The sequence below is a fragment of the Amycolatopsis anabasis genome, from assembly GCF_009765355.1.
Lineage (GTDB): Bacteria > Actinomycetota > Actinomycetes > Mycobacteriales > Pseudonocardiaceae > Amycolatopsis > Amycolatopsis anabasis.
Map to the genome: position 1 here is coordinate 24,226 of NZ_VTHK01000024.1, position 24,983 is coordinate 49,208.

Genomic DNA, 24,983 nt, shown 5'->3' on the forward strand with positions numbered 1-24,983 from the left:
CGAGATTACGGGGCCGGTCGCGGATCCGGCGCCGGGAAGCGGAGTTCGTTGCGGTCGATCTTCGCGTTCGCCGCGGCGAGCAGGTCGACGCCCAGCGCGTCGGCGAGTTGCAGCAGGTAGAGGGTGACGTCGGCGATCTCGTCCCGCACGTTGGCCGCCAGCTCGGGATCGTCCTGCCAGGCCGCCGACTCTTCCGGGGTCAGCCACTGGAAGAGCGCGGTCAGCTCGCCGACCTCCCCGGCCAGCGCCATCACCAGGTTCTTCGGCGTGTGGAACGGCTCCCACTCGCGCGCGGCGGCGAACTGGCGTAAGCGTTGCGTCAACTCGTCGAGTGTCATGATCTTGCAGTATGACCGTGACCGAGCCGGAAAGGTTACCCGGCGGTCGGTGCGGTATCACTAACCCTATGTCGCCGATACCGGAGTTCCAGCAACGACAGATCGAACGGTGGTGTGCTAAGCGCGTGCCGCCGGACCTGGCCGACGAGATCCGGATCGAATGCAAACGACGAGGTAGTGCGGTGACGATCCTCGAACGCCGGGCGCCGTGGTCGTCGGAGCTGGGCACCGAGTGGACCGAGCAGCGCGTGGCCCAGTTGCGGTACGACTCCGACGGCGGCGAATGGTCGGTGTACTGGGCGGACCGCAACGGGCGGTGGCTGCCGCATCCGGACGTGCCGCAGGCGAAAACCCCGGTGGCGCTGCTCGCCGAAATCGACCGCAACCCGGACGGAGTGTTCTGGGGCTGACCGGGCACCATAAGGTGGCATGAGCCCCGTCAGCCGCGGACGCAAGAGCAAGAAGAAGCCCAAGGGCGCGACCCCGCGGACCAAGTCCGTGTACGGCGAGGTGTTGCGCGACTTCGTGCCGCTGGTGTCCGAAACCGATCCGCTGCAGGTCGAGCTGCACACCTCGGATCTGGTCGGCAGCTGGTGGCTGCCCGGGGTCTCCGACGAGCCGGAACGCAGCGTCGGCCTCGATCTCATCCGGTACGCGGCGGGCAAGGCGACGCCCGCCGCGCTCGCGCTGCTGCGGGCGCTGGCGGTGCTCGGGGCGACCGAGGCGCAACGCGAGCAGGCCCGCGCGGGCGCCGAGCGGCTGGCCGCCCGCGGCCTGGCCGAACCGGTGTGGGCCGGGGCGCTCGAGGACGTCACGTTCACCGAAGCCTGGCACCTGGCCGACGTCTACGAGGAAGAAGCCACCCTGCTGCTCGTGTTCGCCCACGCCGGGCGGCCCCACGGGCTGATCGTCGACCTCGACCTCCCCAACGGCCCGGTCAGCCTCCTGTACCTGACCGACAACCCGGACGCGGCCCTCGACTCGATGCGCGACGAGGCGGAGGAGAGCGACGGAATCCAGGTGCTGGAACGGATTCCCGCGCCGCGCGCCCGGCGGTTCGTGGAAAGCGGCCTCGCCCTGGCCGAAGTGCTGCCGCCACCCGACCGGGACGGCGATTTCGCGGCGACCCGAGCGCTCGCGCTCGCCCGCTGCCGCATCCTGCCCCCGCCCGAACCGGCGCCGGAACCGCGCGAGTACACCGAAGCCGAACGCACCGCGCTCGTCGACGAGTTCTTCGCGGCCGGGGAGATCGGCGACGGCGAGACCGCGCGTTCGTGCGCGCGCCTGATCGTCCGCTACGGCTGCGACGAGGACCTCGGGCGCCCGCTGCGGATGTCGCCGGACAAGGCCATGGTCATGCTCCACGACTGGCTGGCCGAAGAACTGCCGCTCGACGCGCCGGAGCTGCCCGCCATGCGCGAGGCCCTGCCCGCCTGGACGCGCTGGGCGGCCCGCCGCTCGGACCTGCCCGAAGCCGCCGTCGAAGAGCTGGTCGAGGAAATCGGCGAACTCGTGCAGGACTACCCGGAGGACCTGATCGAGGCGCGGAACTTCCCGCTGGATTCCTATCTGGACGGTGACGAGTCGGGGGAGACGATCGAGCGGCGGCGGTTCGCCGTGCCGTTCGAAGCGGTGACCCTGGCCGGCGACGACGTCGACCCGGCCGACCCCGCGGACCGGCGCCGGGCCGTCATCGCCGAGCATCCCGAGTTCGGCGACGAACCGGACGAGCGCGCACGGCTGTTCCTCACCGTCAAGGAAGTCCTGGTCAACCAGCTCTGGACGGACGACCCGCCGGAGGCCTGGGACGCTGCCCAGCGCCTGCTCGACACGGGCAAGGACCGCGACGAGGTCCTGCACGAGCTGGCCCTCGTGCTCGCCGGGCATCTGGCCGGGAAAGACCACGACCTGGACGCCTACAAGACTGAGCTGCGCCAGCTGGGATAGCCACTCAGCGTATCGGTTTAGGCCGAAAAGAGTACGCAGGTGGCCGACGTTCCGAGACGGTCCGCTGCGGCAGTATTGACCGGGTGAGCCCGGACCTTCGCGCCTACCTGCGGTCGCTGGACGCGGCGACCCTGGCCGAGCTGCTGGCCGAGCAGGCCGAACGGGATCCGCGCCTGCGCCGCGAACTGGAACTGCGCGCGCTCGCCGACGCGGACGAGTACGCGCCGCCGGAGATCATCCCGCTCGATGAGACGGCCAAGGCGGCCCCGATTCTGGACACCCTGCGTCGCCTCCTCGACGCGGGGAGCCCGGCCGACCTCACCCCGCTCGCGCGGCGCACGGTCGACCGGATCGCCGCGGCGGCCGGGCCGCACGCCGACCCCGCGGTCGCCGCCGAGCTGCGGCGGGCCGTCGCGCTCTACGCGCGGGCCTGCGCCACGCACCCGCCGGACCCCGGGGAACTCGCGGACTGGTTCCTGCGCACCCGGTTCGAGCCCGGATGGCCGGAGATCGAGCTTGCCGACTTCGCGCAGGCCCTGGGCGACAAGGGAATCCGGAAGATCCGGTCCACAGTGGACGAAATGCTCGCGGACGGCGCGGAGGCCGCGCAGGCCCTGGCCGAAGAGGTCGCCGAGGTGACCGGGGACGTCGACGCGCTGCTGTCGCTCCTGGCCGCGAAACCGCCGGGCCTGGAGACCAGTCTGAAGATCGTGCGCGCGCTGCGGGCCGCCGGACGGCACACCGAGGCGATCGCGCACGCGGCGCAGGTGCTCGCGCACGAGAAAGGGCACGAACGGGACGCGGCGCTGGCGCTGCTGCGCGAACGGGCCGAACGGGATCCGGCCGCCGCCGACGAACTGGTGCGGGTCCTGCTCACCGAGAACCAGCCGGACGAGGCGTGGCGGATCGCCGAGCACTGCTCGCTGGACCTGCGCCTGGAACTCGCCGGGTACCGCGAGGCCGACCACCCCGTCGACGTCATCCCGGTGTACCGCATGCACGTCGAACGGCTGATCACGCAGAAGGACGCCTCGGGCTACCGGCAGGCCGCGCTGCACCTGCGCAAGCTGCGCACCCTGCACAAACGCGCGGACAAGGCGGAGGAGTTCAGCAGTTACCTGGCCGAGCTGATGGAAACGCACAAGCGCAAGACCCGGTTGCTCGCCGAGGTCCGCAACGCCCGCATCGCCCTGCCGAAAGCCGTCAACTGACGCCACGGCAGTATTTCCGCACCCGCCCGACGAACGCGAGGAGTGCGCATGCCCGGTTATGCCGTCGTCGACCTGGAGACCACCGGGCTCGACCCCGGCAGGCACCACCGGATCGTCGAGGTGGCCGTCGTGCACGTGTCGCCGGGCGGCGAGATCACCGGGAGCTGGGAGACGCTGGTCAACCCGGCGCGCGATCTGGGGCCGCAGCGGATCCACCGCGTGACGGCGGCCCAGACGCTGCGCGCGCCCACCTTCGGCGACATCGCCGGGCGGCTCGCCGGACTGCTCGCCGGGCGCGTGGTGGTCGCGCACAACCTGCGGTTCGACGGGCGGTTCCTGGCCGCCGAGTTCGCGCGCCACAACCACCCGGTGCCGCTCGGCCCGGACCACGGCCTGTGCACGATGCTGCTGGCCCGCGACTACCTGCCCGGCGCCGGGCGCAGCCTCGCCGACTGCTGCGCCGCGTTCGGGATCACGATCGAGGACGCGCACCGGGCCAGCGCCGACGCCCTCGCGGCGGCCCGGCTGCTCGCCGGATACCTGCGCCTGGACCCGGACGGTGAGCGCTGGACCGAATCCCTGAGCGCGGCCGGGGAACTGCCGTGGCCGTCGATCCCGTTCTCCGAAACCGGCTGGCTTCCGCGCGAACACGCCGCCGCGCGGGAGGAACACTTCCTCACCCGGCTCGTCGATTCGCTGCCTAGCGGGTGCGCGAGCGATCCGTGCCTGGCCTACCTCGCGCTGCTCGACCAGGCCCTGCTGGACCGGCACATCTCGGTGGCCGAAGCGGACGCGCTGGTGGCGTCCGCGACCGAACTCGGCATCGACCGCGCGGCCGCGCTCGAACTGCACACCACGTACCTGCACGAACTGGTCGCGGCCATCGATGGCGAGATCACCGCGACCGAACGCGCCGATCTGCACCAGGTCGCGGATTTGCTCGGGCTGGATTCCGGGCGGGTCGACGAGGCCCTGCGCGCGGACCGGCCGCGCCGGGCACTCGCCGTGCCGCGCTTCACCCTGGCCCCCGGCGACCGGGTCGCGTTCACCGGCGAGACCCGGCGCCCGCGGCCGGAATGGGAACGCGCGGCGGCCGAGGCGGGCCTGGTGGCGCATCCGGCCGTCACGAAGAAGGTCAAACTGCTGGTCGCCGCGGATCCCGACACCGTGTCCGGCAAGGCTCGCAAGGCCCGGGATTATGGCATTCCGGTGATCGCGGAAGACGCGTTCGCCGGGCTGCTGAACTCGGTCGGGCGACTCGCCGGGACTGATCGCGAGTCGGTGGAGCGACGGTGAAAGCATGTGCGCCATGAGCCAGGTCAGTCATGGGTCCAACAGTCAATTGTCCAGTGAGGACACGGAATTCTTCGATATTGGCGCGTTCGGCGAAGACGTCCTCGCCGACCTCGCCGACCTCGGTGACGAGCCCGATCCGCTGCAGGTCGAGTTGCTCGTGTCCGAGGTCATCGGCCGCTGGTGGGAGGCCGACGACGACCTCACCGCCGAGCTGATCGAGTTCGCCGCCGGCGACGAGGGCGCGGCGGCCACCGCGCTGCTCGCGGCGCTGCGCGAACTCGCCATCACTTCGGACCAGCGCGCGGCGGCCGCCGAGGCGCTCGCCGAGCGGGAGGAGCCGGAATGGGCGGCCTCGCTGGGCGAGGTCGCCGTCGGCGAGTGCTGGCGCACCACCGATGTCTACGGCGACGAATCGTCGCTGCTGATCGTGTTCGGTGCGGGCGAAGGTGTGCACGGCGTGCTCGCGCTGATCGACTTCAACGAGTTCGGCGGCTGGGCCAAGGACGTCGTGGTCGTCGAATCGCCGGAGGATGTGCTCGCCGAGCTGCGCGACCAGGACGCCGAGCTGGAAGTGGTGTCGCCCGGCGACGCGGGGCAGTTGCTGGAGAACGCGCTCGTCGGCACCGACCAGTTCGCCGACCCGGACGTCACCGAGGAGTTCGTCCGGTTCCGCGCGCTGGCGCTGGCGCGTGCGCGGGCGTTGCCGGACGGCGAGCCGCTGCCCGAGCCGGAGGTGCTGTCCCCGGCCGAGCGCGACGAGATCGTGGCGACCTTCCTGGGTGAGGCCGAGCTCGAGGACACCCCGGGCGCGCGGGCCTGCGCCCGCCTGCTGGTGGACTTCGGCTGCGAGCACGACCCGCGGCGGCCCCTGCGGGTCGGGCCGCAGAAGCTCGCGGTGTTCCTGGATTCCCTGCTGGAAAGCGAAGTCGAGGTCGACGAGGACGCGCAGGAAGCGCTGCCCTCGGTGCTGCTCGCCTGGGCGCGGTGGGCGGGGACGCGGGACGGCCTGCCCGAACCGGCGGTGACCGCGCTGCTCGAGGTCCTCGAGGAATGTCTCGAGGAGTTCACCACCGACGAGACGGTGATCGACGCGTACCTGGACGGCACCGAGGAGTTCGCCGACCCGGTCGAGCTGACCGAGCTGCTGGACCGCCGGATGTTCGCGGTCCCGTCGGTGCACACGGTCATCGGCGACGAGGAACTGGAACTGGAGCCGGCCGATCCGGAGCAGCGCAGGCTCCTGGTGATCGGTGATTTCCCCGAGTACCACGACGCGCTCGCCGACGACGACTTCGACGACGACGCCCGGACGCAGCTCGCGGTCCGGACGGCGTTGGTCGACCAGCTCTGGGACGACGAACCGCCCGAGGTGTGGCAGGCGGTCGGGCGGTTGCAGGAGAAGGGTTTGGAACGCGACGAGATCCTGGACGAACTGGGCCGGGTGCTCGAAGAGCGGTTACAACCCGCGACCGGCGACAGTCTGGAGTTCGATCTCGACGACTACTGCCGGTCGCTGAACGATCTCGGCTGAACCCCATCGGCGGTCCCGGCTCGCCTCCGGTCCCGGGAAAATGAGTACGGCAAGCGAAACCGTTTTCGGGGACCGGAGGCTTGTCATGACCGACTACGGCGTCGATGTTTCCCATCACAACGACGTGCAGGACTGGAATGCCGTACACGGCAATAACATCAGCTTTGTCTTACTGAAAGTCACCGAATCCGTGGACTTCGTCGACGCGAAGTCGGCAGCCTACGCGGACGGGGCACGCGGTGCGGGGATCGCGGCGGGCGGATACCACTTCGCCCGCCCGGTTGACGTCGCCGCGCAGGTCGCGCATTTCGCGGACAGACTCAAGGAGCGCGGGCTGCTCGCCACCGGGAGCGTGTGGCCCGCGCTCGACATGGAGGCCAACGGGTTCGCCGATCCGAACGCTTTCGTGAAGGACTTCATCGGCCAGTTCCGGCAGCGCACCGGTGTGCAGGGAATGCTGGTGTACGCGAATCTGAACTGGTGGAAGAACATTCTGAAGCCTGACGGCTGGGCGGACGACAATGTGTTGCTCTGGATCGCGCGCTACAACGGCGATCCCGGAAATCCGGGGTGGTCGCATCCGAAACTCGCGCTGCATCAGCACAGCAGTCAGGGTTCGGTGCCGGGTATCGCGGGCGCGGTGGACCGCAATGCCACGGTCGGTTCGTATGGTGCCGGCGTCTTCCGGATTCCGTGAGCGCCTTACTGAAGCGAGCCGTCGGTGACGTCCGCGTCCTTCCTGCCGCGGTCACCCAGCGCATCGTCGAATTCGAGGATGAACGCGCCGAATGCCATCGTCAGCAGGACCGCAATGCCGAGTAGGGCGCCGACCCAAGTCAGGATGATGGAGAACATTGACGTGCCTCCTCCCTGGTCGAGGTGCGTTTCTTCACTCCAGGGTCACCTTTGACGTGCCGGTTTCGGTATCGGCCAACCGGTTAGTGCTGGCGGAGCCGGGATCGGCCGGTTGGCCGAACCGGAACGCTCCGGTGGTCGCGCTGCGCTACTTCGCGCGGAAACCCGCCGCCTGCGGGAAAATCCCGGCGACTCTCCGTAACCAGGGCAGCACCACCCCGCGGAAGCCACCACCCCCGCAGAAACACCCACCCAAAGTCAAGAGCACCGCCCACCGTCAAGAGCACCGCCGCTCTCGCTCGTGAACGCCGCCCACAGCGGAGCACCGCTCGCAACCAAGAGCAGCGATCCCAGCCAAGAGCACTACCCACAATCGAGAGCAGCGCTCACAACCGAGAGCAATGCCTGACCTGAGACCGGCGCCCACGATCGAGAGCGGTGTCCACGTCCGAGAGCGGCGCCCACGACCGAGGGCAGCGCCCACGTGCGAGAGCGGTGCCTGCGACCGAGGGCAGCGCCCACGTGCGAGAGCGGTGCCCGCGATCGAGAGCAGCGCACATGGCTGAGAGCAGTGCCGTGGCCGAGAGTGGCGTTCACGGCCGACGCTGGCGCCCGTGACTAAGAGCAGCACTTGCGGACGAGAGCGGTGCTCGCAATCGAGAGCAATGATCACGGCTGAGCGCCGTGCCCGTGGCTGAGAGCAGTGTTCACGATGGAGACTGGTGTCCGCGATTGAGAGCAGTGCCTGTGGATGAGAGCGGCGCTCACGACGGAGATCAGTGCTCTCGCTTGTGACTAGTGCTCCGCAATGAGACACCCGCCCTGCGGCCACTGGGTAGTCTGCGGCAACTGGGTCAAGGGGCGAGGCTGGTGATCGTGGCGATGAGCTGCGGCCCGTTGAGGAGTACCGGATCGTTGTGGTCGGCTCCGGGTACCTCGACCGTGTGCGCCCCAGACCCCGCCGCCGCGGCTGCGGCCACCGCGCGGCTTTGATCGGGTGGGACCACTGAATCGGAAGCGCCGTACACAACCGAGAGCGGTGCTCTTATTCGTGACACGTGCTCCGAAACGAGATAGCTGTCCTGCAAGAGCCATCGCACCGGGAGGAAGGGGAAGTGGTGGCGGGCGATGGCGGCGAGGCTGGTGAACGGGGAGCGCAGTACGACCCCGGCGGGCGGGCGCTCGGCGGCGAGCGCGGCGGCGACGGCCGCGCCGAGGCTCTCGCCGAAGTACAGCAGGGGAAGGTCCGTTTCCCGGCGCAGGAAGTCCTGGGCGGCGCGCGCGTCGGCCGCGAGTCCGTCCTCGCTCGGTGAGCCGGGATTCCCGCCGTAGCCGCGGTAGTCGAGCAGCAGCACGGACAGCCCGCGCGCGGTCAGCGCCGCGGCCAGCGGCACGCGCAGTGACCGATCACCCGCGTTGCCCGGGGTCACCAGCACCGCGGCCTTCGTTTCCGTTGCCGCGGTGGGAAAGAACCACGCGCCCAGCGTCAGCCCGTCTTCGGTGTGCAGGGCGACGTCCCGCCCGCCGGTCAGGAAGCGCGCGGCGGCGGGCACCGGCCCGCGTGCGGGCAGGTAGAGCAGCCTGCGTTGGAGCGCGAACACCACGGCGCCGATGGTGACCGTCCCCGTCGTCGCGGGCAAGACCGGGATCCCCGCTACGGCTCGCCGGAATCGGTGTACTTCTTGGCGCGCAACAGGATTCGTGCCGATTGGGACACCGGGATTCCGGATTCGGGTGCTTGCCGCACGACGATCCAATTCCGGTCGTCGAGCAGCGGGCGGCCCTGCCCGGTCGCGTCCTCCTCGCTCAGGTACCGGAAACCCGCTGTCCGCAAGGTATCCTGCGCCTGCTGGTGGTTCATTCCCACCACGTTCGGCATCGTGGCGATTCCCGCCGGTTCCGGGGAAACAGTGGCTTCGGCGGCGGGCTCGGGCGGTGGGGCGTAGGGCCTTCCGGTGATCGACGGGGTCGCCGAACCCCCGCCGCAACCGGCCACCAGCACCGTCGAGACCAGAATGCCTGCTGTTCGGCGCATCGCGATCCTTGTCGCAGAAGGACGGCTGACGGCCTGTTAGTCGCGCCCCGCCGGAAACCGTTAGGGCGCACCGAGTCACAACTTGGAATCAGAGCTTGCGCAGGCGAACCCGGTTGATCGAGTGGTCGGAATCCTTGCGCAGCACCAGGGTCGCGCGCGGGCGGGTGGGCCGGATGTTCTCCACCAGGTTGGGTTCGTTGATGGTGCGCCACAGGTGCCGCGCCTCGGCGCGGGCTTCGTCGTCGGGCAGGCCCGCGAAGTGGTGGAAGTGCGAGGCCGGATCGGCGAACGCGGTGTGCCGCAGCTTGAGGAAGCGCTCGATGTACCAGTGCTCGATGTCCTCGGTGTGCGCGTCCACGTAGATCGAGAAGTCGAACAGGTCGGACACGGTGAGCCGGGGGCCGGGCTGCAGCACGTTCAGGCCCTCGATGATGAGGATGTCCGGGCGGCGCACGACCTGCGCCTCGCCGGGCAGGATGTCGTAGGCCAGGTGCGAGTACACTGGCGCGCTGACCTCGTCGGCGCCGGATTTCACGTCGGCGACGAACCGCAGCAGCGCGCGGCGGTCGTAGCTCTCCGGGAAACCCTTGCGGTGCATGATGCCCCGCCGCACCAGTTCGGCCCGCGGGTAGAGGAAGCCGTCCGTGGTGACCAGGTCGACGCGCGGGTGGTCGGGCCAGCGGGCGAGCAGCGTCCGCAGCAGGCGCGCGGTGGTCGACTTGCCGACCGCGACACTGCCCGCGATGCCGATCACGAAGGGCACCTTCGTTCCCCGGCAATCCTCGCCGAGGAAGGTCGTGGTGGCCTCGTACAGCCGCTGGCGCGCCGCGACCTGCAGGTTGATCAGCCGGGACAGCGGCAGATAGACGTCGGCGACCTCGGCGAGATCGACCTGTTCGCCGAGCCCGCGCAGGCGCAGCAGTTCCTCGGCGGTCAACGGCAGCGGGGTGGCGCGGCGGAGTTCTCTCCACTGCTCTCGATGCAGCTCGACGTAGGGGCTGAGTTCACGGACCCGCGACATTCGCACACTCCTTGCCCGTCGATGGGCCGGCGCCGACAACTGCGTAACGCGGTTCCAACGGTAGGGCTTACCGGCCGTGAACGGGCTGTGACTTAGTACACCTCGTTCGATCCGGATCACTCCGGTACCCGCGCACGCGTCCCTGACCTGCGTCTCAGCGGGTCCCGGCGAGCGCGTGGCAGCACTCACAAGCGGTCCTCGCGAATAAAAATTCGGTCACTATGCGCCATTGACTGACGGTTCGGTCGCCACGGAACAAGTGCGGAACGAGGGGCACTGGGGGCGCGTTGCCGGAACTTGGGACGGGCGCGCTGACCTGCGTGGGAACACTCGGCGAGGGGCGCGCGTTAGCACTCATGTAAGCCGAGTGCTAATTCGCTCGGTGTGGGATTACGCAGGGAGGGATGCCCCATGGCTATCGCTGTCCGGGGTTCCACATGGGACCCGTTCACTTCGCTGGTCCGTCAGCTGGACTCCGATTTCGACACGATCGTGCGGCGCGCCTTCGGGGGTGCGCAGCGTTCGAGCGCCGGGTTCGTGCCCGCCGCGAACGTGGTGAAGGACGGCACCGACGTGGTCGTCACGCTGGAGCTGCCCGGGATCGACGCGGAGAACCTCGACGTCGAGGTGGCCGACGGCCGGTTGCGCATCAGCGGCCGACGGGAGGAGGAGAGCCGCGGCGAGGACGGCGGCGTGCTGATCCGCGAGATCCGCGCCGGCGAGTTCCGCCGCGAGTTCGCGCTGCCCGAGCACGTGACCGGTGACTCGGTGGAGGCCGAGTACACCGACGGCCTGCTCCGGGTCCGGGTGCGGGACGTGACCAAGCCGGCGCCCAAGCCGCGCAAGATCGAGGTCCGCACCACGCCGAAGGCCCTCGACGCCTGAGCGGTCGGATCCGCGATAGCAAGGGACCTTTGCTCCGGTTTGACTGGAGTAAAGGTCCCTCGCTCCTGTTGAACCGGAGTAAAGGTCCCTTGCTGCCGCCGTGGCGGGGTCAGCGGGTGCCGAAGACTTCGTCCCAGGCGGCGGCGACCTGGCGGGCGCAGGTTTCCGGGGCGACACCGCCGATTCCGGTGCCCAGGCCGGGCATCGCGATGGTGTCCACCGCGCGCCGCACGTCGAGGCCTTCTTCGAGTTTGCCCTCGCGCCATTGCAGGAACACCGCCCGCGCCGCGAGGTAGGGGTGCACGGTGTCGGCGGGCAGGTGTTCGCCGGGTTCGCGCATGGTCGGCGCGCTGATCAGCCAGGCGGGTTCGAGTTCACCGGTGGGCACCACGACCGCCTCGCCGATCGGCAGCTCGCCGCCGTGGTAGGCGAGGATGGCGCTGCGAACGTTCTGTTCGACCTCGGGGAATGCCCGCGCGTATTCGGCGTCGACGCCGCCGCGCATCCAGCCGTAGGAATTCGCCGGGCTGACCACCGCCTGGGCGACCACGTCGAGCACGGATCCGCGGTGCACGCGGACAGGACCGTCGACCGCGTCCAGCACGGTGTGCCAGGCGCGGGCCAGCGGTTCGTCGAGGGCGCACAGCACCAGTTCCGGGGTACGAGCTGAAACTTGTTCGTCAACGCCCTTCCGGCCAGCGTGGGTGCCTGATTCGGCGGTCACATCTACAGCATTGCAAAAAATGCCACTCGTCGTAACCACGTTGCCTACCGGCTGTCCGAGTGAAAGTCCCCGCCCGCGCTTGCTTTCCCCGGCTGCGTAGCCTGGCCACGTGTCACGGATCGCCTACTTCGGGCCCCAGGGAACATTCACCGAGCAGGCCGCGCGCACGCTCGCCCCGGACGACGAGCTGGTTCCCGTCGAGACCACCCCGTCCGCGCTCGCCGCGGTGCGCGCGGGCGAGGCCGACGCGGCGTGCGTCCCGGTGGAGAACTCCGTGGAAGGCCCGGTGACCGCGACGCTGGACAGCCTCGCCGAGGACGAGCCGCTGGTCGCGGTGGCCGAGGCGCTGCTGCCGGTGCACTTCAGCGTGCTCGCCCGGGCCGAGGCCGGCGAGATCCGCACGGTGGCCAGCCATCCGCACGCGCTCGCCCAGGTCCGCCGGTGGGTCGAGGCGAATCTCCCGGGCGCGCGGCCGGTCGCCACCTCGTCGACCGCGGCCGCGGCGGTGGCGGTCCAGAACGGCGAGTTCGACGCCGCGGTGACCGCGCCGGTCGCCGTCGAGCACTACCCGCTGCGGGTGGTGGCCACCGGGGTCGCCGATGTCGCCGACGCCCGCACCCGGTTCCTGCTGGTCCGCCGCCCGGGCGCGCTGCCGGAGCCCACCGGCGCCGACCGCACGTCCATCGTGGCCGCCGCGCCGAACCGGATCGGCGCGCTGTCCGAACTGCTCACCGAGCTCGCGTTCCGGGGGATCAACCTCACCCGGCTGGACGCCCGGCCGATCAAGGAGAACTTCGGCCACTACCTGTTCTTCATCGACTTCGAGGGCCATGTCGCCGAACCGCGGATCGGGGACGCGCTCGCCGCGCTCCGCCGCCGGTGCAGCAATGTGCGCTTTCTCGGTTCGCATCCGCGTGCCGACGGCGTGCGGGCGACGATCGAGCCGAACGCGGGCAATCACGATTTCACCGACGCCGTCGACTGGGTCGCGGCCGTGCGCAAGGGGGAGCTGGCATGAAGCTGTACCTGATCCGGCATGCGGAGAGCACCGCCAACGTGCGCAAGGCGCTGGACACCGCGCTGCCCGGTCCGCCGCTCACCGACCTCGGGCAGCAGCAGGCCGCGGCGCTCGCGAACGACCTCTCCGGCGAACCGATCGTCGCCGTGTACGCCTCCCACGCGACCCGCGCCCGGCAGACCGCTGCGCCCCTCGCCGCGGCGCTCGCGACCGAGGTGCAGCTGGTCGAGGGTGTGCACGAGGTCGGCGTGGGCGATCTGGAAGGGCGTACCGACCGCGAGTCGATGATGGCCTACGTGAACGTGGTGCACCCGTGGACGCGGGGTGATCTGAGCGGGTCGATGCCGGGCGGCGAATCCGGCCTGCAGGTGCGCGACCGGTTCGTCACCGCGGTCGCCGAACTGCGGGCCAAGCACGAACCCGCCGATCCGGACGGGGTGGTGGCGCTGGTCAGCCACGGTGGCGTGATCCGGCTCGGCGCGGAATGGCTGGCCGACAACGTGCGCCCGGAGGTCGCGGACGAGGGCCTGATCCCGAACACCGGCATCGTCGTGCTGGAGACCACCCCGGACGGCTGGCACTGCGTGAGCTGGGTCGGCACACCCCTGTAGCCGAGTTGTCCACATCGGCTCCGCCCATCCACAGATTTCGTTCGCACCCCCTTCCACCGGGGACCCGGCGATACGATTGCCGTGGGGTCGCCCCCCTGGGAGCGGTGGGGGGTGGGGTTTGGCGGGGGAGTTCGAATTTCTTCAGCCGCGGAGGGGGGCGGTGGGCCAGGTCTCCAGGCGGTAGGCGCTGTCCCAGAAGAGCCATTCGTACTCGCTGGCCCGGGTGAACGCGGTCAGCATCCGCTCGCGGGTCGCCTCGTCGGCCGTCGCGGCGGCCCGGTCCACCGCCGCCCGGCAGGTGGCGACCGATTCGGCGAACTCCTCGTCCGCGTAGGTGTCGATCCACATCCGGTACGGGTTGCCCACCCCGTCCGCCTGCCGCCGCAGGATGTCGGTGCCCACGTGCTGGTACACCCAGAAACACGGCAGCAGCGCGGCGATCAGTTCCGGATAGCCCGCCGACTGCGCGGTCGCCAGCAGGAACGACGTGTAGCCGAGGCAGGTCGGCGAGGTCTCGATCGCGTCCAGGTCGGCTTCGCTCAGCCCGAACCGTTCGAAGTAGCCCTGGTGCAGCCCGCGTTCGACGACCACCGATTCCCGGGCCGCCCCGGCGAAGAAGGCGAGGTCCTCCGGCTCCGGCGCCCGCGCGGCGGCCACGGCCAGCGCGCGACCGAAACCGATCAGGTACCGCGCGTCCTGGGCGAGGTAGAACTGGAACCGCTCCCGCGACAGCGAGCCGTCCGCCAGTTCCGTGTTGAACGGGTGCTCGAGCACGGCCTGTTGTAATTTCACCGTGTGCTGCCACGCTTGGTCACAAAATCCCGTCATCAGGTGTTCTCCCTGCTCGGTGGGGTAACCCGACCGAAGGTACCGACGCAACCCGGGCTGCGGCCCACACGTCCACCGGGTAGTTAGTCACCCAGCACAGGGAGGCGAACGATCAATGGTCCGAACGAGGATTCCCCAGCTGGGGCTCGCGGTCACCGGCGCGGCGCTCGCGGTCGCGTTGACCGGATGCGGCAACGGGGGCACCCCCAACGCCCAGCCGTCCACGAGCTCGGCCCCGACGACATCGGCGAGCGAGACGCCGAGCTCTTCCAGCCCGCCCGCGTCCTCCACGCCGGGCCCGAGCCAGCAGCCGCCACCGGCGCAACCGGACAACGGGCTGTGCAAATCCGCGAACCTCCAGCTGTCCCTCGGCCAGGGCGACGGCGCGGCGGGCACCGTGTACCGGCCGCTGAAGTTCACCAACACCGGCGACCAGCCGTGCACCATCCAGGGCTTCCCCGGGGTGTCCTATGTGGCCGGTGACGACGGCCACCAGGTCGGCCCGGCGGCGTTCCGCGACGGCCAGAAGGGCGGCCCGGTGCTGCTCAAGAAGGGCGAAACGGCCTTCGCCGACGTCGGGTTCGTGACCGTCCAGAACTACGAGCCGGGCGTCTGCAAACCCCAGCCGGTCCGCGGCCTGCGCGTCTACCCGCCGCAGGAGACCGAGTCGAAGTTCGTCGAGTACAACGGCACCGGCTGCGCCGGCGACCAGATCCCCGGCAACCAGCTGACGGTGAAGTCGATCGTGAAGGGCGGCGGCGACTGAAACCTAGACGTGGCCGCACATCTCGGTCGCCCGCGTCAGGTGCCAGCGCCCGGCCGGATCCGCGAAGTTGAGGCTGACCACCATCCGGCTCACGCCGTCCAGGTGATTGGCCAGTTCGCGATAGGTCCCGCTGATCTCCGCGGCCGCCGCCGACAGCTCCCGCGCGGCGGCGATCCGGCGTAGCAGGCCCGGGCTGAGCCCGAGTTCGACGTCCGGCCGCGGTCCCGGGAGTTCCCCGGCCGCCCGCGCGAGCGCCGCGCAGGCCGCCCGCGCGTCCTCGGCCGGGCCGGTCGCTGACCCGGACGACGCCCACAGCAGACCGAAGACCGCGCTGCCCAGCGCGAACCCGGCGACCGCCGCGAGCACCAGCGGCCGCCGGGCCGGATGGGCCACTTCCGGCGGTTCCGCGGGGGAATCGTCGTTCGGCACGGTCGGACCTCCCTTGGTGCCGGGTGAGAATGCGTTATTCCAGCACCAAACGACGGCCGAATCAGCACGGCGATCAAATCGTTGCCGGGCTTCAGCCCGCGTTCTCCACTTCGCGCAGGTCACGGGCGGGCGCGGAATCCGGTTCCAGCGCGGCGCCGCGGAGGGCGCACCACGCGAACACCGCGAGTCCCAGCTGCAGCACGCCGGACACCCCGAACGTGCCGCGCGCACTGCCCAGCACATCGGTGAGCACGCCGCCGAGCAGGGCACCGAGCGGGATCGCGCCCCAGACGGCCGTCCGCCACACCCCCAGCACCCGGCCGAGCAGCGCCTCCGGCACCAGTGCGTGCCGGGCCGTGGCCAGCACCACGTTCCCCGCGACCACCCCGGCCGCGAACAGCCCGAACAGTGCCGCCGAGACCACCGGCTGGGTGCACACGCCCATCGCGGCGAAACCGATCCCGGCGGTCGCGATCCCGGCGGCGAGCACCGCGCGACGGCCGCAGGCGCCGATCAGCCGGGGTGCCACGGCCGCGCCCGCGAGCCCGCCGATGCCGCCGACCAGGGCGAACATGCCGAACGCCGCCTCGCTCAGGCGCAGGTCCTCCAGTGCGTACAGCACCAGCTGGGCCTGGGCGAGTTCGCTGGTCAGGCTGACCAGCGCGGCGACCGTGACCAGCCGGACCAGCACCGGATTGCGCCGCAGCCACCCGAAACCGTCGGCCAGTTCGGCGCGCAGGGTTCCGCGTGCGACGCCGTCCGCGGGCCCGGGCCGGGGGCGGTAGTTCCCGGTGAGCCCGACCAGCAGGGCCGCCGCGATCGCGAAACCGGCCGAGTTCAGCAGGAACGGGAAGACCGCGAAGACGGCGAAGGTCGCGCTGCCGACCGGCCCGCCGAGAAACGTCTGGCCGATGATCTCGCACGCCTGCAGCTTGCTGTTCGCGCCCGCCAGGCGATCCCGGGACACCACGCTCGGGATGAGCACGTTCGCCGCGCTGTCGGCGACCGTCTCCGCGGTGCCGATGAGCAGCGCGGCCAGGTAGACCAGCCAGATCGACACCGAACCGAGCGCCATCGCGAGCGCGAGCCCGCCGACCACCAGCGCCCGCGCGAGGTTCGCCACGATCACCGCCCGGCGGCGGTCGACCCGGTCCAGCAGGGCGCCGGCGACCACGGCGAACAGCAGCCACGGCACGAACTGGGTGGCGGACAGCCCGGCGATGAGCACCGGATCCCGGGTCAGGGTCGCGGCCAGCAGCGGGAAGGCGACCTTGCCGATCCCGTCGCCGAGGTTGGACATCGCGCTCGACGACAGCAGCCAGGCCAACCGGCCGTCCCCGCCGGGACTCATGGCTCCACTGTCTCACTCATAGTGCTTCCCCAGACACTCATGGCGATTGTCCCATGACAACACGTTCCCGGTCGCGAAATCGAGTAGCTCAACGTGTTCGTTACGTAGCATGACGTCAGAGGTAGACCGTTCCGGCAAATGGCGCCATTGCGCCGGGCAATGCCCCGAAACGCGGTCAGGGCAACCGAGCACGGAGGGGTGGAGGGTTGGGGCGGGCGGGCGGAGAAACCAACTCAGCCCCAGCCGAGTTCGTGCAGGCGGTCGTCGTCGATGCCGAAGTGGTGGGCCACCTCGTGGATCACGGTAATGAGAACCTCCTCCACCACCTCGTCCTCGGTGTCGCACATCGCCAGGATCGGCTCCCGGTAGATCGAGATCCGGTCCGGCAGCACCCCGCCGTAGTCCGAGGTCCGCTCGGTCAGCGCGATCCCGTGGTACAGCCCGAGGATGTCCGGGGCCTCGTCGTTGTACTCCTCCACGAGCACCACGACGTTGTCCATCGCCGCGGCGAACTTCGGCGGCACCTCGTCCAGCGCGTCGGCCACGAGCTCCTCGAACCGGGCCGCCGTCATCTCCACCGCCATCGGCTCACCCGCCGCCGGTGCTGCTCGGCGGCGGGGAGGGCGGCTCCGTGCCCGGCGGCGGGGTGGACTTCTTGATGCTGCCGGTCACCGGGGACAGCCCGGACCCGTCCGGCAGCTTCGCGCCGACCTTGCAGTTCACCTGGGTCGATCCGGCGTCCCAGCTCTCCTGCTCCCGCACGTCCCAGGTCAGGATCAGCTTCTGCGCGGAGAAGTCGTCTCCGCCGGTGTACTCCTGGACCGCCTTGAAACATTCGGTGTCCAGCCAGGCCTTCTGGTCGTCCTGCTTCGGATAACCGTTGGTGAACTTCGTCTTCAGGTCCAGCTCGCCGACGATCTCGTAGGCGTGCGGCTGGGTGCAGTCCACCGGATCGCCGACCGTCTTGCCGACCAGTGCCAGGCAGGTGCCGGGCTCCCAGATGTTGGCCTGCTTCTGGTCCTTCGCCGGTCCGGTCAGCGGTTGCAGCCCGCCGCCCGGCCCGGCCCACTGCAGCACGCAGCGCAGCTCGCGGGCCCCGTCGTTCCACTCCTCGTCGGCGGGACGCAGCGCGCTGACCGTCAGCTTGCCGTACGGGTCGAGCGGTTTGCCCAGGTACGTCTTCGCGCCGTCGGAGCACCGGGCCTGCGCGATCTCCCGCCACTTCGCCACGTCCGGGGACGGCGCCCCGGGCGGGAACTGGTCGGCGATGTCGACCACCCCGGTCACCTCGAACAGGTGCTTCTCCGCGCACGGCACGGTGCGGATATCGCTCGCGTCCGGCTGGGTCCAGGTCAGGCAGCTGCCCGGCGGGGAGTGGAACGCGGCCTGCGCCTGTTCGGACATCTCCGCCCGGCCGCCGCCCGCGCCGCCCTTGGCGTCGTTGCCCCAGGAGAACGTGACGCTCAGCGAGAGCGCGAGGATCGCGCCGACGAACACACCCACCATCACCAGGCGGGTGCGCAGCGTGTTCTTCGCGGACCGGAACCGATCGAGGTCGACAGGCATCGACACCATGATGCCTGCGCCGCCCCACCTGAACACCCCGTGGGTGGATAGTGTGAAGTATGGGGCCGGTGGCTCAGGTTCGTGGTTGCCAGTGGTTACGGAGCGCGCGATGACGGAAGACAACACCTCGGGGGAGCAGCAGCCTCCGGAGCAGCCCAGGCGCGGATCGATGCGTTTTCAGGACGCCGAGACGACCACGCCTCGCGAACCCACGCTCGCCGAACAGCGGGCGCGGCGCAAGGCCGAGGCCGAGGAACGCGACCGCGAGATCGCCGAGCAGCAGGCGCGGGCCGAGGCCGAGCGCAAGGCGTCCACCAAGCGCAAGGTGATGATCGGCAGTGGTGTCACCGTGGGCCTGGTCGGCCTGGTGGCCTCCTGGTACCTGGTGGGCATGCCCGAGGAGGTCCGGGCGGTCTGCACCGACGACAAGGGCACCGTGGCCCCGGACGAGAACTGCGACGAAGACTACTTGCGCAGTCACGGTGCCACCTACAACCCCACCACCGGGCTCTGGGTTCTCCCGCTCTTCATGGGCGGCGGCCAGTACCACTACAACTACGGCGGCACCGGCACGATCGGCAGCCGGGTTTCCGGCGGCACCTACGAGCGCCCGTCGAACGCCAACATCACCACCAACTCCGGCAAGACCGTGCAGCGCGGCGGCTTCGGCATCAGCGGCAAGAGCAGCACCGGCACCGGGAAGAGCGGAGGTTCCTAGGTGCATCGGGAAACCAGCACCCCCAGGCGGGACTGGCAGCGGATCGTCGAGGAGCAGGGGCTGGTGTTCGGCACCCCGGCCCGCTACGGCTCCGGCCAGGACCGGCCCTACTGGGACGAATCGGTGCACTACGTGCTGCCGATGGACGAGGTGCTCTCCGTAGAGGCGGACGTCGAGCTGCTGCATTCGATGTGCCTGGAAGCCGTCGACAACGTCGTGCTGACCGAGCGGTACGCCGCGTTCGGCATCCCGGAATGGGTGTGGCCGCACATCGCCGAGTCCTGGCGGCGGCGCGATCCGCACGTCTACGGGCGCTTCGACCTGCGCTACGACGGCAAGAGCCCGGCGAAGCTGCTGGAGTACAACGCCGACACCCCGACCTCGCTGCTCGAGGCGGCGGTGCTGCAGTGGCACTGGAAGACCGAGGTGTTCCCGGACGACGACCAGTGGAACTCCATCCACGAGAAGCTGGTCGAGCGCTGGGCCGAGGTCGGCGACCTGCTCCCGTCGAAGGAGCTGCACTTCAGCTGGTCCACCGCCGACCCGACCGGCGAGGACCACATCACCACGTCCTACCTGCAGGAGACCGCGGCCGAGGGGGGCCTGGACACGGTCGGCCTGGCGATCGAGGAGATCGGCTGGGATCCGCTGCTCAAGCGGTTCGTCGACCTCGAAGAGGCCCCGATGAACACGGTGGTGAAGCTGTACCCGTGGGAATGGGTGGTCGACGAGGAGTTCGGCCGGTACGCGGTCGAATCCCTGCCCAAGACGCTGTGGGTCGAGCCACTGTGGAAGATGCTGCTGTCCAACAAGGCGCTGCTGGCGATCCTGTGGGAGAACTACCCCGGCCACCCGAACCTGCTCCCCGCGTTCCTGGACGATCCGGGCCTGCTCACCGAATACGTCCGCAAGCCGAAGCTGGGGCGTGAGGGCGCGAACGTGCAGATCGTCGCGCCCGGCTACGAGACCCAGACCGGCGGCGTCTACGGCGCGGAAGGCTTCATCTACCAGGCGTTCGACCCGCTGCCCGAGTTCGACGGCTTCCGCCCCGCGCTGGGCGCCTGGGTCGTCGGCGACAACGCCGCCGGGCTCGGCATCCGGGAAACCGCCGGGCTGGTCACCGACGACGGCGCCGCGTTCGTCCCCCACCGCATCCCCGAGTCGTGATAGAAGGCGCGCAACCGGCAGAATTCGGGCGCGATCACACTCGACCTCTGGGAGCACTCCAATGACGACGACCCTCGCGTTGTCCGACACCTTCGGTTCCGACCTCGTCAAGGGGATCGGCGCGATCCTGCTCTACGGCGTCATCGGGCTGCTGCTGATGCTGCTCGGCTTCTACGCGATCGACTGGACCACCCCGGGCAAACTGTCCGATCTGGTCCGCCGGGGCCTGCCGAACGCGGTGATCGTGACCGCCTCCGGGCTGCTGTCGATGGCGTTCATCGTGGTCGTGGCGATCTTCAACTCGGCGAGCGACCTCACCGAGGGCCTGATCACCTCGCTGGTCTACGGCCTCCTCGGGATCGTGGTGCAGGTGCTGGCGGTGCGGCTGCTGGAGTGGGCGACCCGGATCGATGTGGGCTCCACCATCGAGAGCGAGAAGTTCGCTCCGGCCAGCGTCGTCGTCGCCGCGGCGCACCTCGCCCTCGGTCTGGTGGTCGCGGTCGGCATCTCCTGACCACTAGCCTTCAAGGTGTGCGCCTGCTCAGGACACCGGAGGACCGGTTCGCAGACCTGCCCGAGTTCGATTTCGACCAGCGCTACGCGGAAATCGACGATCCGCACGGCGGTGTGATCAGAATCGGCTACCTCGAGGCGGGCCCGGCGGACGGAAGACCGGTCCTGCTGCTGCACGGCGAGCCCACCTGGTCCTACCTCTACCGCGGCCTGCTGGCCCCGCTCGCCGCGGCCGGGCTGCGCGCCATCGCGCCGGACCTGGTCGGGTTCGGGCGCTCCGACAAACCCGCCGAGATCGCCGACCACACCTACGCGCGGCACGTGGAGTGGATGCGCTCGCTCGCGTTCGACGTGCTGGACCTGCGCGAGGTCACCCTGGTCGGCCAGGACTGGGGCGGGCTGATCGGACTGCGGCTGGTCGCCGAGCACCCGGACCGGTTCGCCCGGGTCGTGGCCGCCAACACCGGCCTGCCGACCGGCGACCAGGAAATGCCGAAGGTGTGGTGGGCCTTCCACGACACCGTGGAGAGCGTGCAGGTCATGGACATCGGCCGGTTCGTCCAGTCCGGCTGCCGGACCGAACTCGCGCCGGGGGTGCGGGCGGCCTACGACGCGCCGTTCCCGAACGAGATGTACAAGGCGGGCCCGCGGGCCATGCCGGGACTGGTGCCGACCAGCCCGGACGATCCGGCCACCCCGGCCAACCGGGCCGCGTGGCAGGCCCTGGGCAAGCTGGACATCCCGTTCCTCTGCGCGTTCTCCGACGGCGACCCGATCACCGGACCGATGGAACCGGTGCTGCGCGGCGCCATGCCCGGTGCGGCGGCGCTGACCCATCCGACCATCGCGAACGCGGGTCACTTCCTGCAGGAGGACGCGGGAGCCGAGCTCGCCCGGGTCGTCGCCGAGTTCGCTTCCCGGTAACTCCGAAACTGGTTCGAGGGCGGAACCGGGCGGCGACTACGCTCTGGGATCGTGATTGACCCCAGGACTCTGCGCGAAGACCCGGATGCCGTGCGCGCCTCGCAGCGCACCCGCGGCGAAGACGAGGGTGCGGTCGACAAGCTGCTCGCCCTCGACGCCCGGCGCAGGTCCGCGATTTCCACCGCCGACACCCTGCGCGCCGAGCAGAAGCAGCTCGGCAAGCAGATCGGCAAGGCTTCCGGCGACGAGCGCGAGGCCCTGCTCGCCCGTGGCAAGGAGCTGGCCGCGCAGGTCAAGGCGGCCGAGGCCGATCAGGCGCAGGCCGAGGAGGAGTTCACCGAACTGCACCGGCGGCTGCCGAACCTGGTCCACCCGGACGTCCCGCCCGGCGGGGAGGACGACTTCGCCGTGCTCAAGCACGTCGGCACGCCCCGCGAGTTCGACTTCACCCCCCGCGACCACCTCGAGCTGCTCGAGGGGCTCGGCGGGGTGGACATGGAACGCGGCGCGAAGGTGTCCGGCTCGCGATTCTACTTCCTCACCGGCGTGGGCGCGCAGCTGCAGCTCGCGCTGCTGAACATGGCCGCCGCGCAGGCCGCCGAGAACGGTTTCACGCTGATGATCACGCCGTCGCTGGTGCGGCCGGAGATCATGCAGGGCACCGGCTTCCTCGGCGCGCACTCGTCCGAGGTGTACCGCCTGGCCGACGACGACCTGTACCTGGTCGGCACCTCGGAGGTGCCGCTCGCCGGGTACCACGCCGACGAGATCCTCGACCTGAGCGGCGGCCCGAAGCGGTACGCGGGCTGGTCGTCGTGCTACCGGCGCGAGGCCGGGTCGTACGGCAAGGACACCCGCGGGATCATCCGCGTGCACCAGTTCGACAAGGTCGAGATGTTCACCTTCTGCCGCCCGGAGGAGGCCGAGGCCGAGCACGCCCGGCTGCTGGACTGGGAAGAGCAGATGCTGGCCAAGATCGACGTGCCGTACCGGGTGATCGACACCGCGGGCGGCGATCTGGGCACCTCCGCCGCGCGCAAGTTCGACTCGGAGGCGTGGGTCCCCACCCAGCAGGCCTACCGCGAACTCACCTCGACCTCGAACTGCACCACGTTCCAGGCCCGCCGCTTGGGCGTGCGGTACCGGGACGAGAACGGCAAACCGCAGATCGCGGCCACGCTGAACGGCACCCTCGCGACCACCCGCTGGATCGTGGCGATCGTGGAGAACCACCAGCTCGAAGACGGTTCGGTGCGGGTGCCCGAGGCGCTACGCCCCTATCTCGGTGGGCGCGAGGTCCTCGCCCGCGTCGAATAGGCGTTGCGCGGCGGCGCCGGTGACCCCGGCCAGGCGCAGAGCGGCCCACATGGTCACCTGGTTCGCGGTGATCACCGGGATGCCCAGCCGCGCCTCGAGCGGGCCGATCAGATCGTAGGTCGGCACGTTCGTGCAGCTCACGAACAGCGCGTCGGCGCCGGTGAGGTCCATTTCCGCGGCCGCGGCCACGACCTGCGCGTAGGTGGTCTTCCAGATCCCGCCCAACAGGCCCAGGCCCAGGCTCGAGCAGGTGCGGATGCCGTGCTCGGCGAGGAACCGCACCAGGCGATCGGTCACCTCGTCCACGTACGGGGTGATCACCGCGAGCCGCCGGACGCCGAGCGCGTCGCAGGCCCGCACCAGCGCGCCGGAGGTGGTCACCGCGGCGGGCGCGCCGGCGTCCAGCATGCCCGCGACCAGCGCGGCCTCCCCCGAGGAGCCGTCCACGAAACTGCCCGAGGTGCAGGCGTAGGCCACCACGCTGGGCTCGGGCACGAGCACGTCCCGGGTCGCGCGGCGCACGCCGTGCGGGTTGCCCAGGGCCGCGGCCAGCCGCACGGTGACCGGGTCCGGCAGGTAGGGCAGCCGGGTGGTGTGCAGCGTGACGTGGTGCGGGATCCAGCGCCAGAGTTCGCGGTCCAGCGCGAAGTCGAACGGCGCGACCACGCCGATGCCGGTCTGGTCGCCGGTGTCCGCCTGGAACAAGTTGTTGATCATCGCGCCGCTCCTCGCTGCCCGGTGGGCACCACCGGGTACCGGACACGCTAAGTTCGCAGGCGCTGAACTGCGAAGATGTGCCCGCAAGGCTTCACCGGCTCCTAACGCGACTTAACGCGCCGGAGAAGAACGGGCCGGGACGCGGGTGATTTCGGTAATCCGGCGGCAACAACGTGCCGGGGAGGGGAGAATCGGGCGGTGACCCGAGGCAAGTACCTAGTGGCCGTGGTGCTGGCCGCGGCGAGCCTGCTCGGCGGCTGCGCCAGCACGGTGGCCGGAAGCGCGCAGCCGATCCCGGGGCAGGGGCCGGTCAAACCACCGGTCGATCCGAACGACCCGTGCGGGCTGCTCACTCCGGAACAGGCGGCCCACCTCGATCTCAAGGAACAGGGCGAACCCCAGAAGGCGAACCCGAAGCAGCGGGTCCCGCCCGGCTGCCGCTGGCGGGCGAAGGACGAGGACGCCAAACCGTACGCCGGGGTGAGCCTCGTCTACAGCGTCGACCAGTCGCTCGAGGAGTACGAGGGCGGCAACGGGGCCGCGCCGATCGAGGAGGTGGAGATCGGCGGCCTCAAGTGGGCGCGCTATCCCGCGTTCCTCGGCGACGACTACTGCGACCTCGGAGTGAAGCTGTCGGACGTCTCGTTCGTCATGATCTCCAGCGAGAACGACGAGGACAAGGCGAAGGCCTGCGACGAGGCGAAGGCGGCCGCGCCGTTCGTGTCCTCCCACCTGCCCGGCGGGGCCCCGGCGCCGCGGATCACGCCCAAACCCACCCCGCCGCCGAGCCCGCTCGCCGGGGTCGAACCGTGCGCGCTGATGAAGCCGGACCAGCTCACCCAGCTCAAGTACCGGACCAACGGCGAGGCGACCGGGCAGGGCCGCAAGGGCGGCTCCGCCACCCCGCCGGGGTGCCAGTGGGAGGCGGCCGAAGGCAACGAGTTCCAGATGCTGTACGTCTCGGTCGCGACCGACAAATCGGCCGAGGACGTGGCCTACGGCGACACCCCGGACGAGCAGGTCCAGGCCGGGAACCGCAACTGGGGACTGTTCGCCGACGCCAACGGCATCAAGGGCAGCTGCATGGCGATCGCCGGCTTCGGCGAAGAGTCCTCGGTCAAGATCACCAACGGCAACATCAAGGACCCCGCCAAGGGCTGCGACGTGCTCCGGCAGGCGATCCCGATGGTCAACGGCAACCTGCCGCAGGGCTGA

The 24,983-nt window shown here is 70.3% G+C and carries 28 protein-coding genes; 16 read left to right on the forward strand and 12 right to left on the reverse strand.

The annotated features are described in order from the left end of the window. Positions 1-5: 5 nt before the first annotated feature. On the reverse strand, positions 6-338 hold the full coding sequence (locus FXO23_RS28170) for a nucleotide pyrophosphohydrolase (RefSeq protein WP_158888485.1): 333 nt from the start codon (positions 336-338) through the stop codon (positions 6-8). A 68-nt stretch (positions 339-406) separates the two neighbouring features. Between FXO23_RS28170 and FXO23_RS28175 the strand changes: the two genes are divergently transcribed. The 6 genes from FXO23_RS28175 (at position 407) to FXO23_RS28200 (ending at position 7,020) form a co-directional block, all read left to right on the forward strand. After that, positions 407-748 (forward strand): DUF3024 domain-containing protein, encoded by a 342-nt coding sequence (locus FXO23_RS28175; RefSeq protein ID WP_158888486.1) that lies wholly within the window; start codon positions 407-409, stop codon positions 746-748. Positions 749-767: 19 nt separating this feature from the next. Further along, positions 768-2,285, forward strand: a complete 1,518-nt coding sequence (locus tag FXO23_RS28180; protein WP_158888487.1) for a hypothetical protein — start codon at positions 768-770, stop codon at positions 2,283-2,285. An 83-nt stretch (positions 2,286-2,368) separates the two neighbouring features. Beyond that, on the forward strand, positions 2,369-3,496 hold the full coding sequence (locus tag FXO23_RS28185; RefSeq protein WP_158888488.1) for a hypothetical protein: 1,128 nt from the start codon (positions 2,369-2,371) through the stop codon (positions 3,494-3,496). 48 nt (positions 3,497-3,544) lie between these two features. After that, positions 3,545-4,792 carry an exonuclease domain-containing protein gene (locus FXO23_RS28190; protein ID WP_158888489.1) on the forward strand — a complete coding sequence of 416 codons (1,248 nt, stop codon included), beginning with the start codon at positions 3,545-3,547 and terminating at the stop codon, positions 4,790-4,792. Between the two features lie 13 nt (positions 4,793-4,805). Continuing rightward, positions 4,806-6,323: a hypothetical protein gene (locus FXO23_RS28195; RefSeq protein ID WP_158888490.1), complete on the forward strand. Its 1,518-nt coding sequence runs from the start codon at positions 4,806-4,808 to the stop codon at positions 6,321-6,323. 85 nt (positions 6,324-6,408) lie between these two features. After that, a complete protein-coding gene (locus FXO23_RS28200; RefSeq protein WP_158888491.1) occupies positions 6,409-7,020 on the forward strand; it encodes a glycoside hydrolase family 25 protein in 612 nt (203 codons plus the stop codon). Positions 7,021-7,025: 5 nt separating this feature from the next. On the opposite strand, the gene FXO23_RS50825 is transcribed toward FXO23_RS28200, so the two are convergent. The 4 genes from FXO23_RS50825 to coaA form a co-directional block, all read right to left on the reverse strand. After that, positions 7,026-7,178 carry a hypothetical protein gene (locus FXO23_RS50825; RefSeq protein ID WP_179956897.1) on the reverse strand — a complete coding sequence of 51 codons (153 nt, stop codon included), beginning with the start codon at positions 7,176-7,178 and terminating at the stop codon, positions 7,026-7,028. An 854-nt stretch (positions 7,179-8,032) separates the two neighbouring features. Next, positions 8,033-8,818: an alpha/beta hydrolase gene (locus tag FXO23_RS28205; protein ID WP_246257944.1), complete on the reverse strand. Its 786-nt coding sequence runs from the start codon at positions 8,816-8,818 to the stop codon at positions 8,033-8,035. 14 nt (positions 8,819-8,832) lie between these two features. Then, complete coding sequence (locus tag FXO23_RS51780) at positions 8,833-9,213, reverse strand: PASTA domain-containing protein (RefSeq protein WP_246257952.1); 381 nt, start codon at positions 9,211-9,213, stop codon at positions 8,833-8,835. A gap of 88 nt (positions 9,214-9,301) precedes the next feature. Continuing rightward, a complete protein-coding gene (gene coaA, locus FXO23_RS28215; protein WP_158888492.1) occupies positions 9,302-10,234 on the reverse strand; it encodes a type I pantothenate kinase in 933 nt (310 codons plus the stop codon). A gap of 411 nt (positions 10,235-10,645) precedes the next feature. On the opposite strand from coaA, the gene FXO23_RS28220 reads away from it, so the two are divergent. Beyond that, a complete protein-coding gene (locus FXO23_RS28220; RefSeq protein WP_158888493.1) occupies positions 10,646-11,119 on the forward strand; it encodes an Hsp20/alpha crystallin family protein in 474 nt (157 codons plus the stop codon). Between the two features lie 109 nt (positions 11,120-11,228). On the opposite strand, the gene FXO23_RS28225 is transcribed toward FXO23_RS28220, so the two are convergent. Continuing rightward, positions 11,229-11,843 carry a macro domain-containing protein gene (locus FXO23_RS28225; protein WP_158888494.1) on the reverse strand — a complete coding sequence of 205 codons (615 nt, stop codon included), beginning with the start codon at positions 11,841-11,843 and terminating at the stop codon, positions 11,229-11,231. 109 nt (positions 11,844-11,952) lie between these two features. On the opposite strand from FXO23_RS28225, the gene pheA reads away from it, so the two are divergent. Further along, positions 11,953-12,861, forward strand: a complete 909-nt coding sequence (gene pheA, locus FXO23_RS28230; RefSeq protein ID WP_158888495.1) for a prephenate dehydratase — start codon at positions 11,953-11,955, stop codon at positions 12,859-12,861. Beyond that, the gene (locus tag FXO23_RS28235; RefSeq protein WP_158888496.1) at positions 12,858-13,472 is read left to right on the forward strand and encodes a histidine phosphatase family protein; all 615 of its coding nucleotides are present in this window, start codon (positions 12,858-12,860) and stop codon (positions 13,470-13,472) included. Before pheA ends, FXO23_RS28235 begins: the two co-directional genes overlap by 4 nt. A 141-nt stretch (positions 13,473-13,613) precedes the next feature. Here FXO23_RS28235 and tenA read toward each other — a convergent pair whose 3' ends face one another. Further along, positions 13,614-14,300, reverse strand: coding sequence for a thiaminase II (tenA, locus tag FXO23_RS28240; RefSeq protein ID WP_158888497.1), 687 nt, complete (start codon positions 14,298-14,300; stop codon positions 13,614-13,616). Between the two features lie 115 nt (positions 14,301-14,415). Between tenA and FXO23_RS28245 the strand changes: the two genes are divergently transcribed. Further along, complete coding sequence (locus FXO23_RS28245) at positions 14,416-15,066, forward strand: DUF4232 domain-containing protein (RefSeq protein ID WP_158888498.1); 651 nt, start codon at positions 14,416-14,418, stop codon at positions 15,064-15,066. A gap of 3 nt (positions 15,067-15,069) precedes the next feature. Here the strand turns inward: FXO23_RS28245 and FXO23_RS28250 are convergent, their stop codons facing one another. The 4 genes from FXO23_RS28250 to FXO23_RS28265 all read right to left on the reverse strand — a co-directional run bounded on the left by FXO23_RS28250 (position 15,070) and on the right by FXO23_RS28265 (position 18,412). Next, a complete protein-coding gene (locus FXO23_RS28250; RefSeq protein ID WP_158888499.1) occupies positions 15,070-15,495 on the reverse strand; it encodes a hypothetical protein in 426 nt (141 codons plus the stop codon). A 91-nt stretch (positions 15,496-15,586) separates the two neighbouring features. Continuing rightward, positions 15,587-16,846 carry an MFS transporter gene (locus tag FXO23_RS28255; protein ID WP_158888500.1) on the reverse strand — a complete coding sequence of 420 codons (1,260 nt, stop codon included), beginning with the start codon at positions 16,844-16,846 and terminating at the stop codon, positions 15,587-15,589. Positions 16,847-17,079: 233 nt separating this feature from the next. Further along, positions 17,080-17,430, reverse strand: coding sequence for a metallopeptidase family protein (locus FXO23_RS28260; protein WP_158888501.1), 351 nt, complete (start codon positions 17,428-17,430; stop codon positions 17,080-17,082). 4 nt (positions 17,431-17,434) lie between these two features. Beyond that, complete coding sequence (locus FXO23_RS28265; protein WP_158888502.1) at positions 17,435-18,412, reverse strand: septum formation family protein; 978 nt, start codon at positions 18,410-18,412, stop codon at positions 17,435-17,437. Positions 18,413-18,521: 109 nt separating this feature from the next. Between FXO23_RS28265 and FXO23_RS28270 the strand changes: the two genes are divergently transcribed. The 5 genes from FXO23_RS28270 (at position 18,522) to serS (ending at position 23,051) form a co-directional block, all read left to right on the forward strand. Next, a complete protein-coding gene (locus tag FXO23_RS28270) occupies positions 18,522-19,130 on the forward strand; it encodes a cell envelope integrity TolA family protein (protein ID WP_179956898.1) in 609 nt (202 codons plus the stop codon). Continuing rightward, positions 19,131-20,297, forward strand: coding sequence for a glutathionylspermidine synthase family protein (locus tag FXO23_RS28275; protein WP_158888503.1), 1,167 nt, complete (start codon positions 19,131-19,133; stop codon positions 20,295-20,297). 61 nt (positions 20,298-20,358) lie between these two features. Further along, complete coding sequence (locus FXO23_RS28280; protein ID WP_158888504.1) at positions 20,359-20,811, forward strand: DUF350 domain-containing protein; 453 nt, start codon at positions 20,359-20,361, stop codon at positions 20,809-20,811. Between the two features lie 17 nt (positions 20,812-20,828). Continuing rightward, positions 20,829-21,734 carry a haloalkane dehalogenase gene (locus tag FXO23_RS28285; RefSeq protein ID WP_158888505.1) on the forward strand — a complete coding sequence of 302 codons (906 nt, stop codon included), beginning with the start codon at positions 20,829-20,831 and terminating at the stop codon, positions 21,732-21,734. Between the two features lie 51 nt (positions 21,735-21,785). Further along, complete coding sequence (gene serS / locus FXO23_RS28290) at positions 21,786-23,051, forward strand: serine--tRNA ligase (RefSeq protein WP_158888506.1); 1,266 nt, start codon at positions 21,786-21,788, stop codon at positions 23,049-23,051. On the opposite strand, the gene FXO23_RS28295 is transcribed toward serS, so the two are convergent. Continuing rightward, positions 23,004-23,768 (reverse strand): maleate cis-trans isomerase family protein, encoded by a 765-nt coding sequence (locus tag FXO23_RS28295; RefSeq protein WP_158888507.1) that lies wholly within the window; start codon positions 23,766-23,768, stop codon positions 23,004-23,006. The genes serS and FXO23_RS28295 overlap by 48 nt on opposite strands. 198 nt (positions 23,769-23,966) lie before the next feature. Here FXO23_RS28295 and FXO23_RS28300 point away from each other — a divergent pair, with 198 nt between their 5' ends. Continuing rightward, the gene (locus FXO23_RS28300) at positions 23,967-24,983 is read left to right on the forward strand and encodes a DUF3558 family protein (RefSeq protein ID WP_158888508.1); all 1,017 of its coding nucleotides are present in this window, start codon (positions 23,967-23,969) and stop codon (positions 24,981-24,983) included.

Bases quoted from the DNA above. Each gene is read 5' to 3' on its own strand.
- FXO23_RS28170 (WP_158888485.1), bottom strand. From the start codon at position 338: ATGACACTCGACGAGTTGACGCAACGCTTACGCCAGTTCGCCGCCGCG.
- FXO23_RS28175 (WP_158888486.1), top strand. From the start codon at position 407: ATGTCGCCGATACCGGAGTTCCAGCAACGACAGATCGAACGGTGGTGT.
- FXO23_RS28180 (WP_158888487.1), top strand. From the start codon at position 768: ATGAGCCCCGTCAGCCGCGGACGCAAGAGCAAGAAGAAGCCCAAGGGC.
- FXO23_RS28190 (WP_158888489.1), top strand. From the start codon at position 3,545: ATGCCCGGTTATGCCGTCGTCGACCTGGAGACCACCGGGCTCGACCCC.
- FXO23_RS28195 (WP_158888490.1), top strand. From the start codon at position 4,806: ATGAGCCAGGTCAGTCATGGGTCCAACAGTCAATTGTCCAGTGAGGAC.
- FXO23_RS28200 (WP_158888491.1), top strand. From the start codon at position 6,409: ATGACCGACTACGGCGTCGATGTTTCCCATCACAACGACGTGCAGGAC.
- FXO23_RS50825 (WP_179956897.1), bottom strand. From the start codon at position 7,178: ATGTTCTCCATCATCCTGACTTGGGTCGGCGCCCTACTCGGCATTGCG.
- FXO23_RS51780 (WP_246257952.1), bottom strand. From the start codon at position 9,213: ATGCGCCGAACAGCAGGCATTCTGGTCTCGACGGTGCTGGTGGCCGGT.
- coaA (WP_158888492.1), bottom strand. From the start codon at position 10,234: ATGTCGCGGGTCCGTGAACTCAGCCCCTACGTCGAGCTGCATCGAGAG.
- FXO23_RS28220 (WP_158888493.1), top strand. From the start codon at position 10,646: ATGGCTATCGCTGTCCGGGGTTCCACATGGGACCCGTTCACTTCGCTG.
- FXO23_RS28235 (WP_158888496.1), top strand. From the start codon at position 12,858: ATGAAGCTGTACCTGATCCGGCATGCGGAGAGCACCGCCAACGTGCGC.
- tenA (WP_158888497.1), bottom strand. From the start codon at position 14,300: ATGACGGGATTTTGTGACCAAGCGTGGCAGCACACGGTGAAATTACAA.
- FXO23_RS28245 (WP_158888498.1), top strand. From the start codon at position 14,416: ATGGTCCGAACGAGGATTCCCCAGCTGGGGCTCGCGGTCACCGGCGCG.
- FXO23_RS28255 (WP_158888500.1), bottom strand. From the start codon at position 16,846: ATGAGTCCCGGCGGGGACGGCCGGTTGGCCTGGCTGCTGTCGTCGAGC.
- FXO23_RS28260 (WP_158888501.1), bottom strand. From the start codon at position 17,430: ATGGCGGTGGAGATGACGGCGGCCCGGTTCGAGGAGCTCGTGGCCGAC.
- FXO23_RS28265 (WP_158888502.1), bottom strand. From the start codon at position 18,412: ATGCCTGTCGACCTCGATCGGTTCCGGTCCGCGAAGAACACGCTGCGC.
- FXO23_RS28270 (WP_179956898.1), top strand. From the start codon at position 18,522: ATGACGGAAGACAACACCTCGGGGGAGCAGCAGCCTCCGGAGCAGCCC.
- FXO23_RS28280 (WP_158888504.1), top strand. From the start codon at position 20,359: ATGACGACGACCCTCGCGTTGTCCGACACCTTCGGTTCCGACCTCGTC.
- FXO23_RS28295 (WP_158888507.1), bottom strand. From the start codon at position 23,768: ATGATCAACAACTTGTTCCAGGCGGACACCGGCGACCAGACCGGCATC.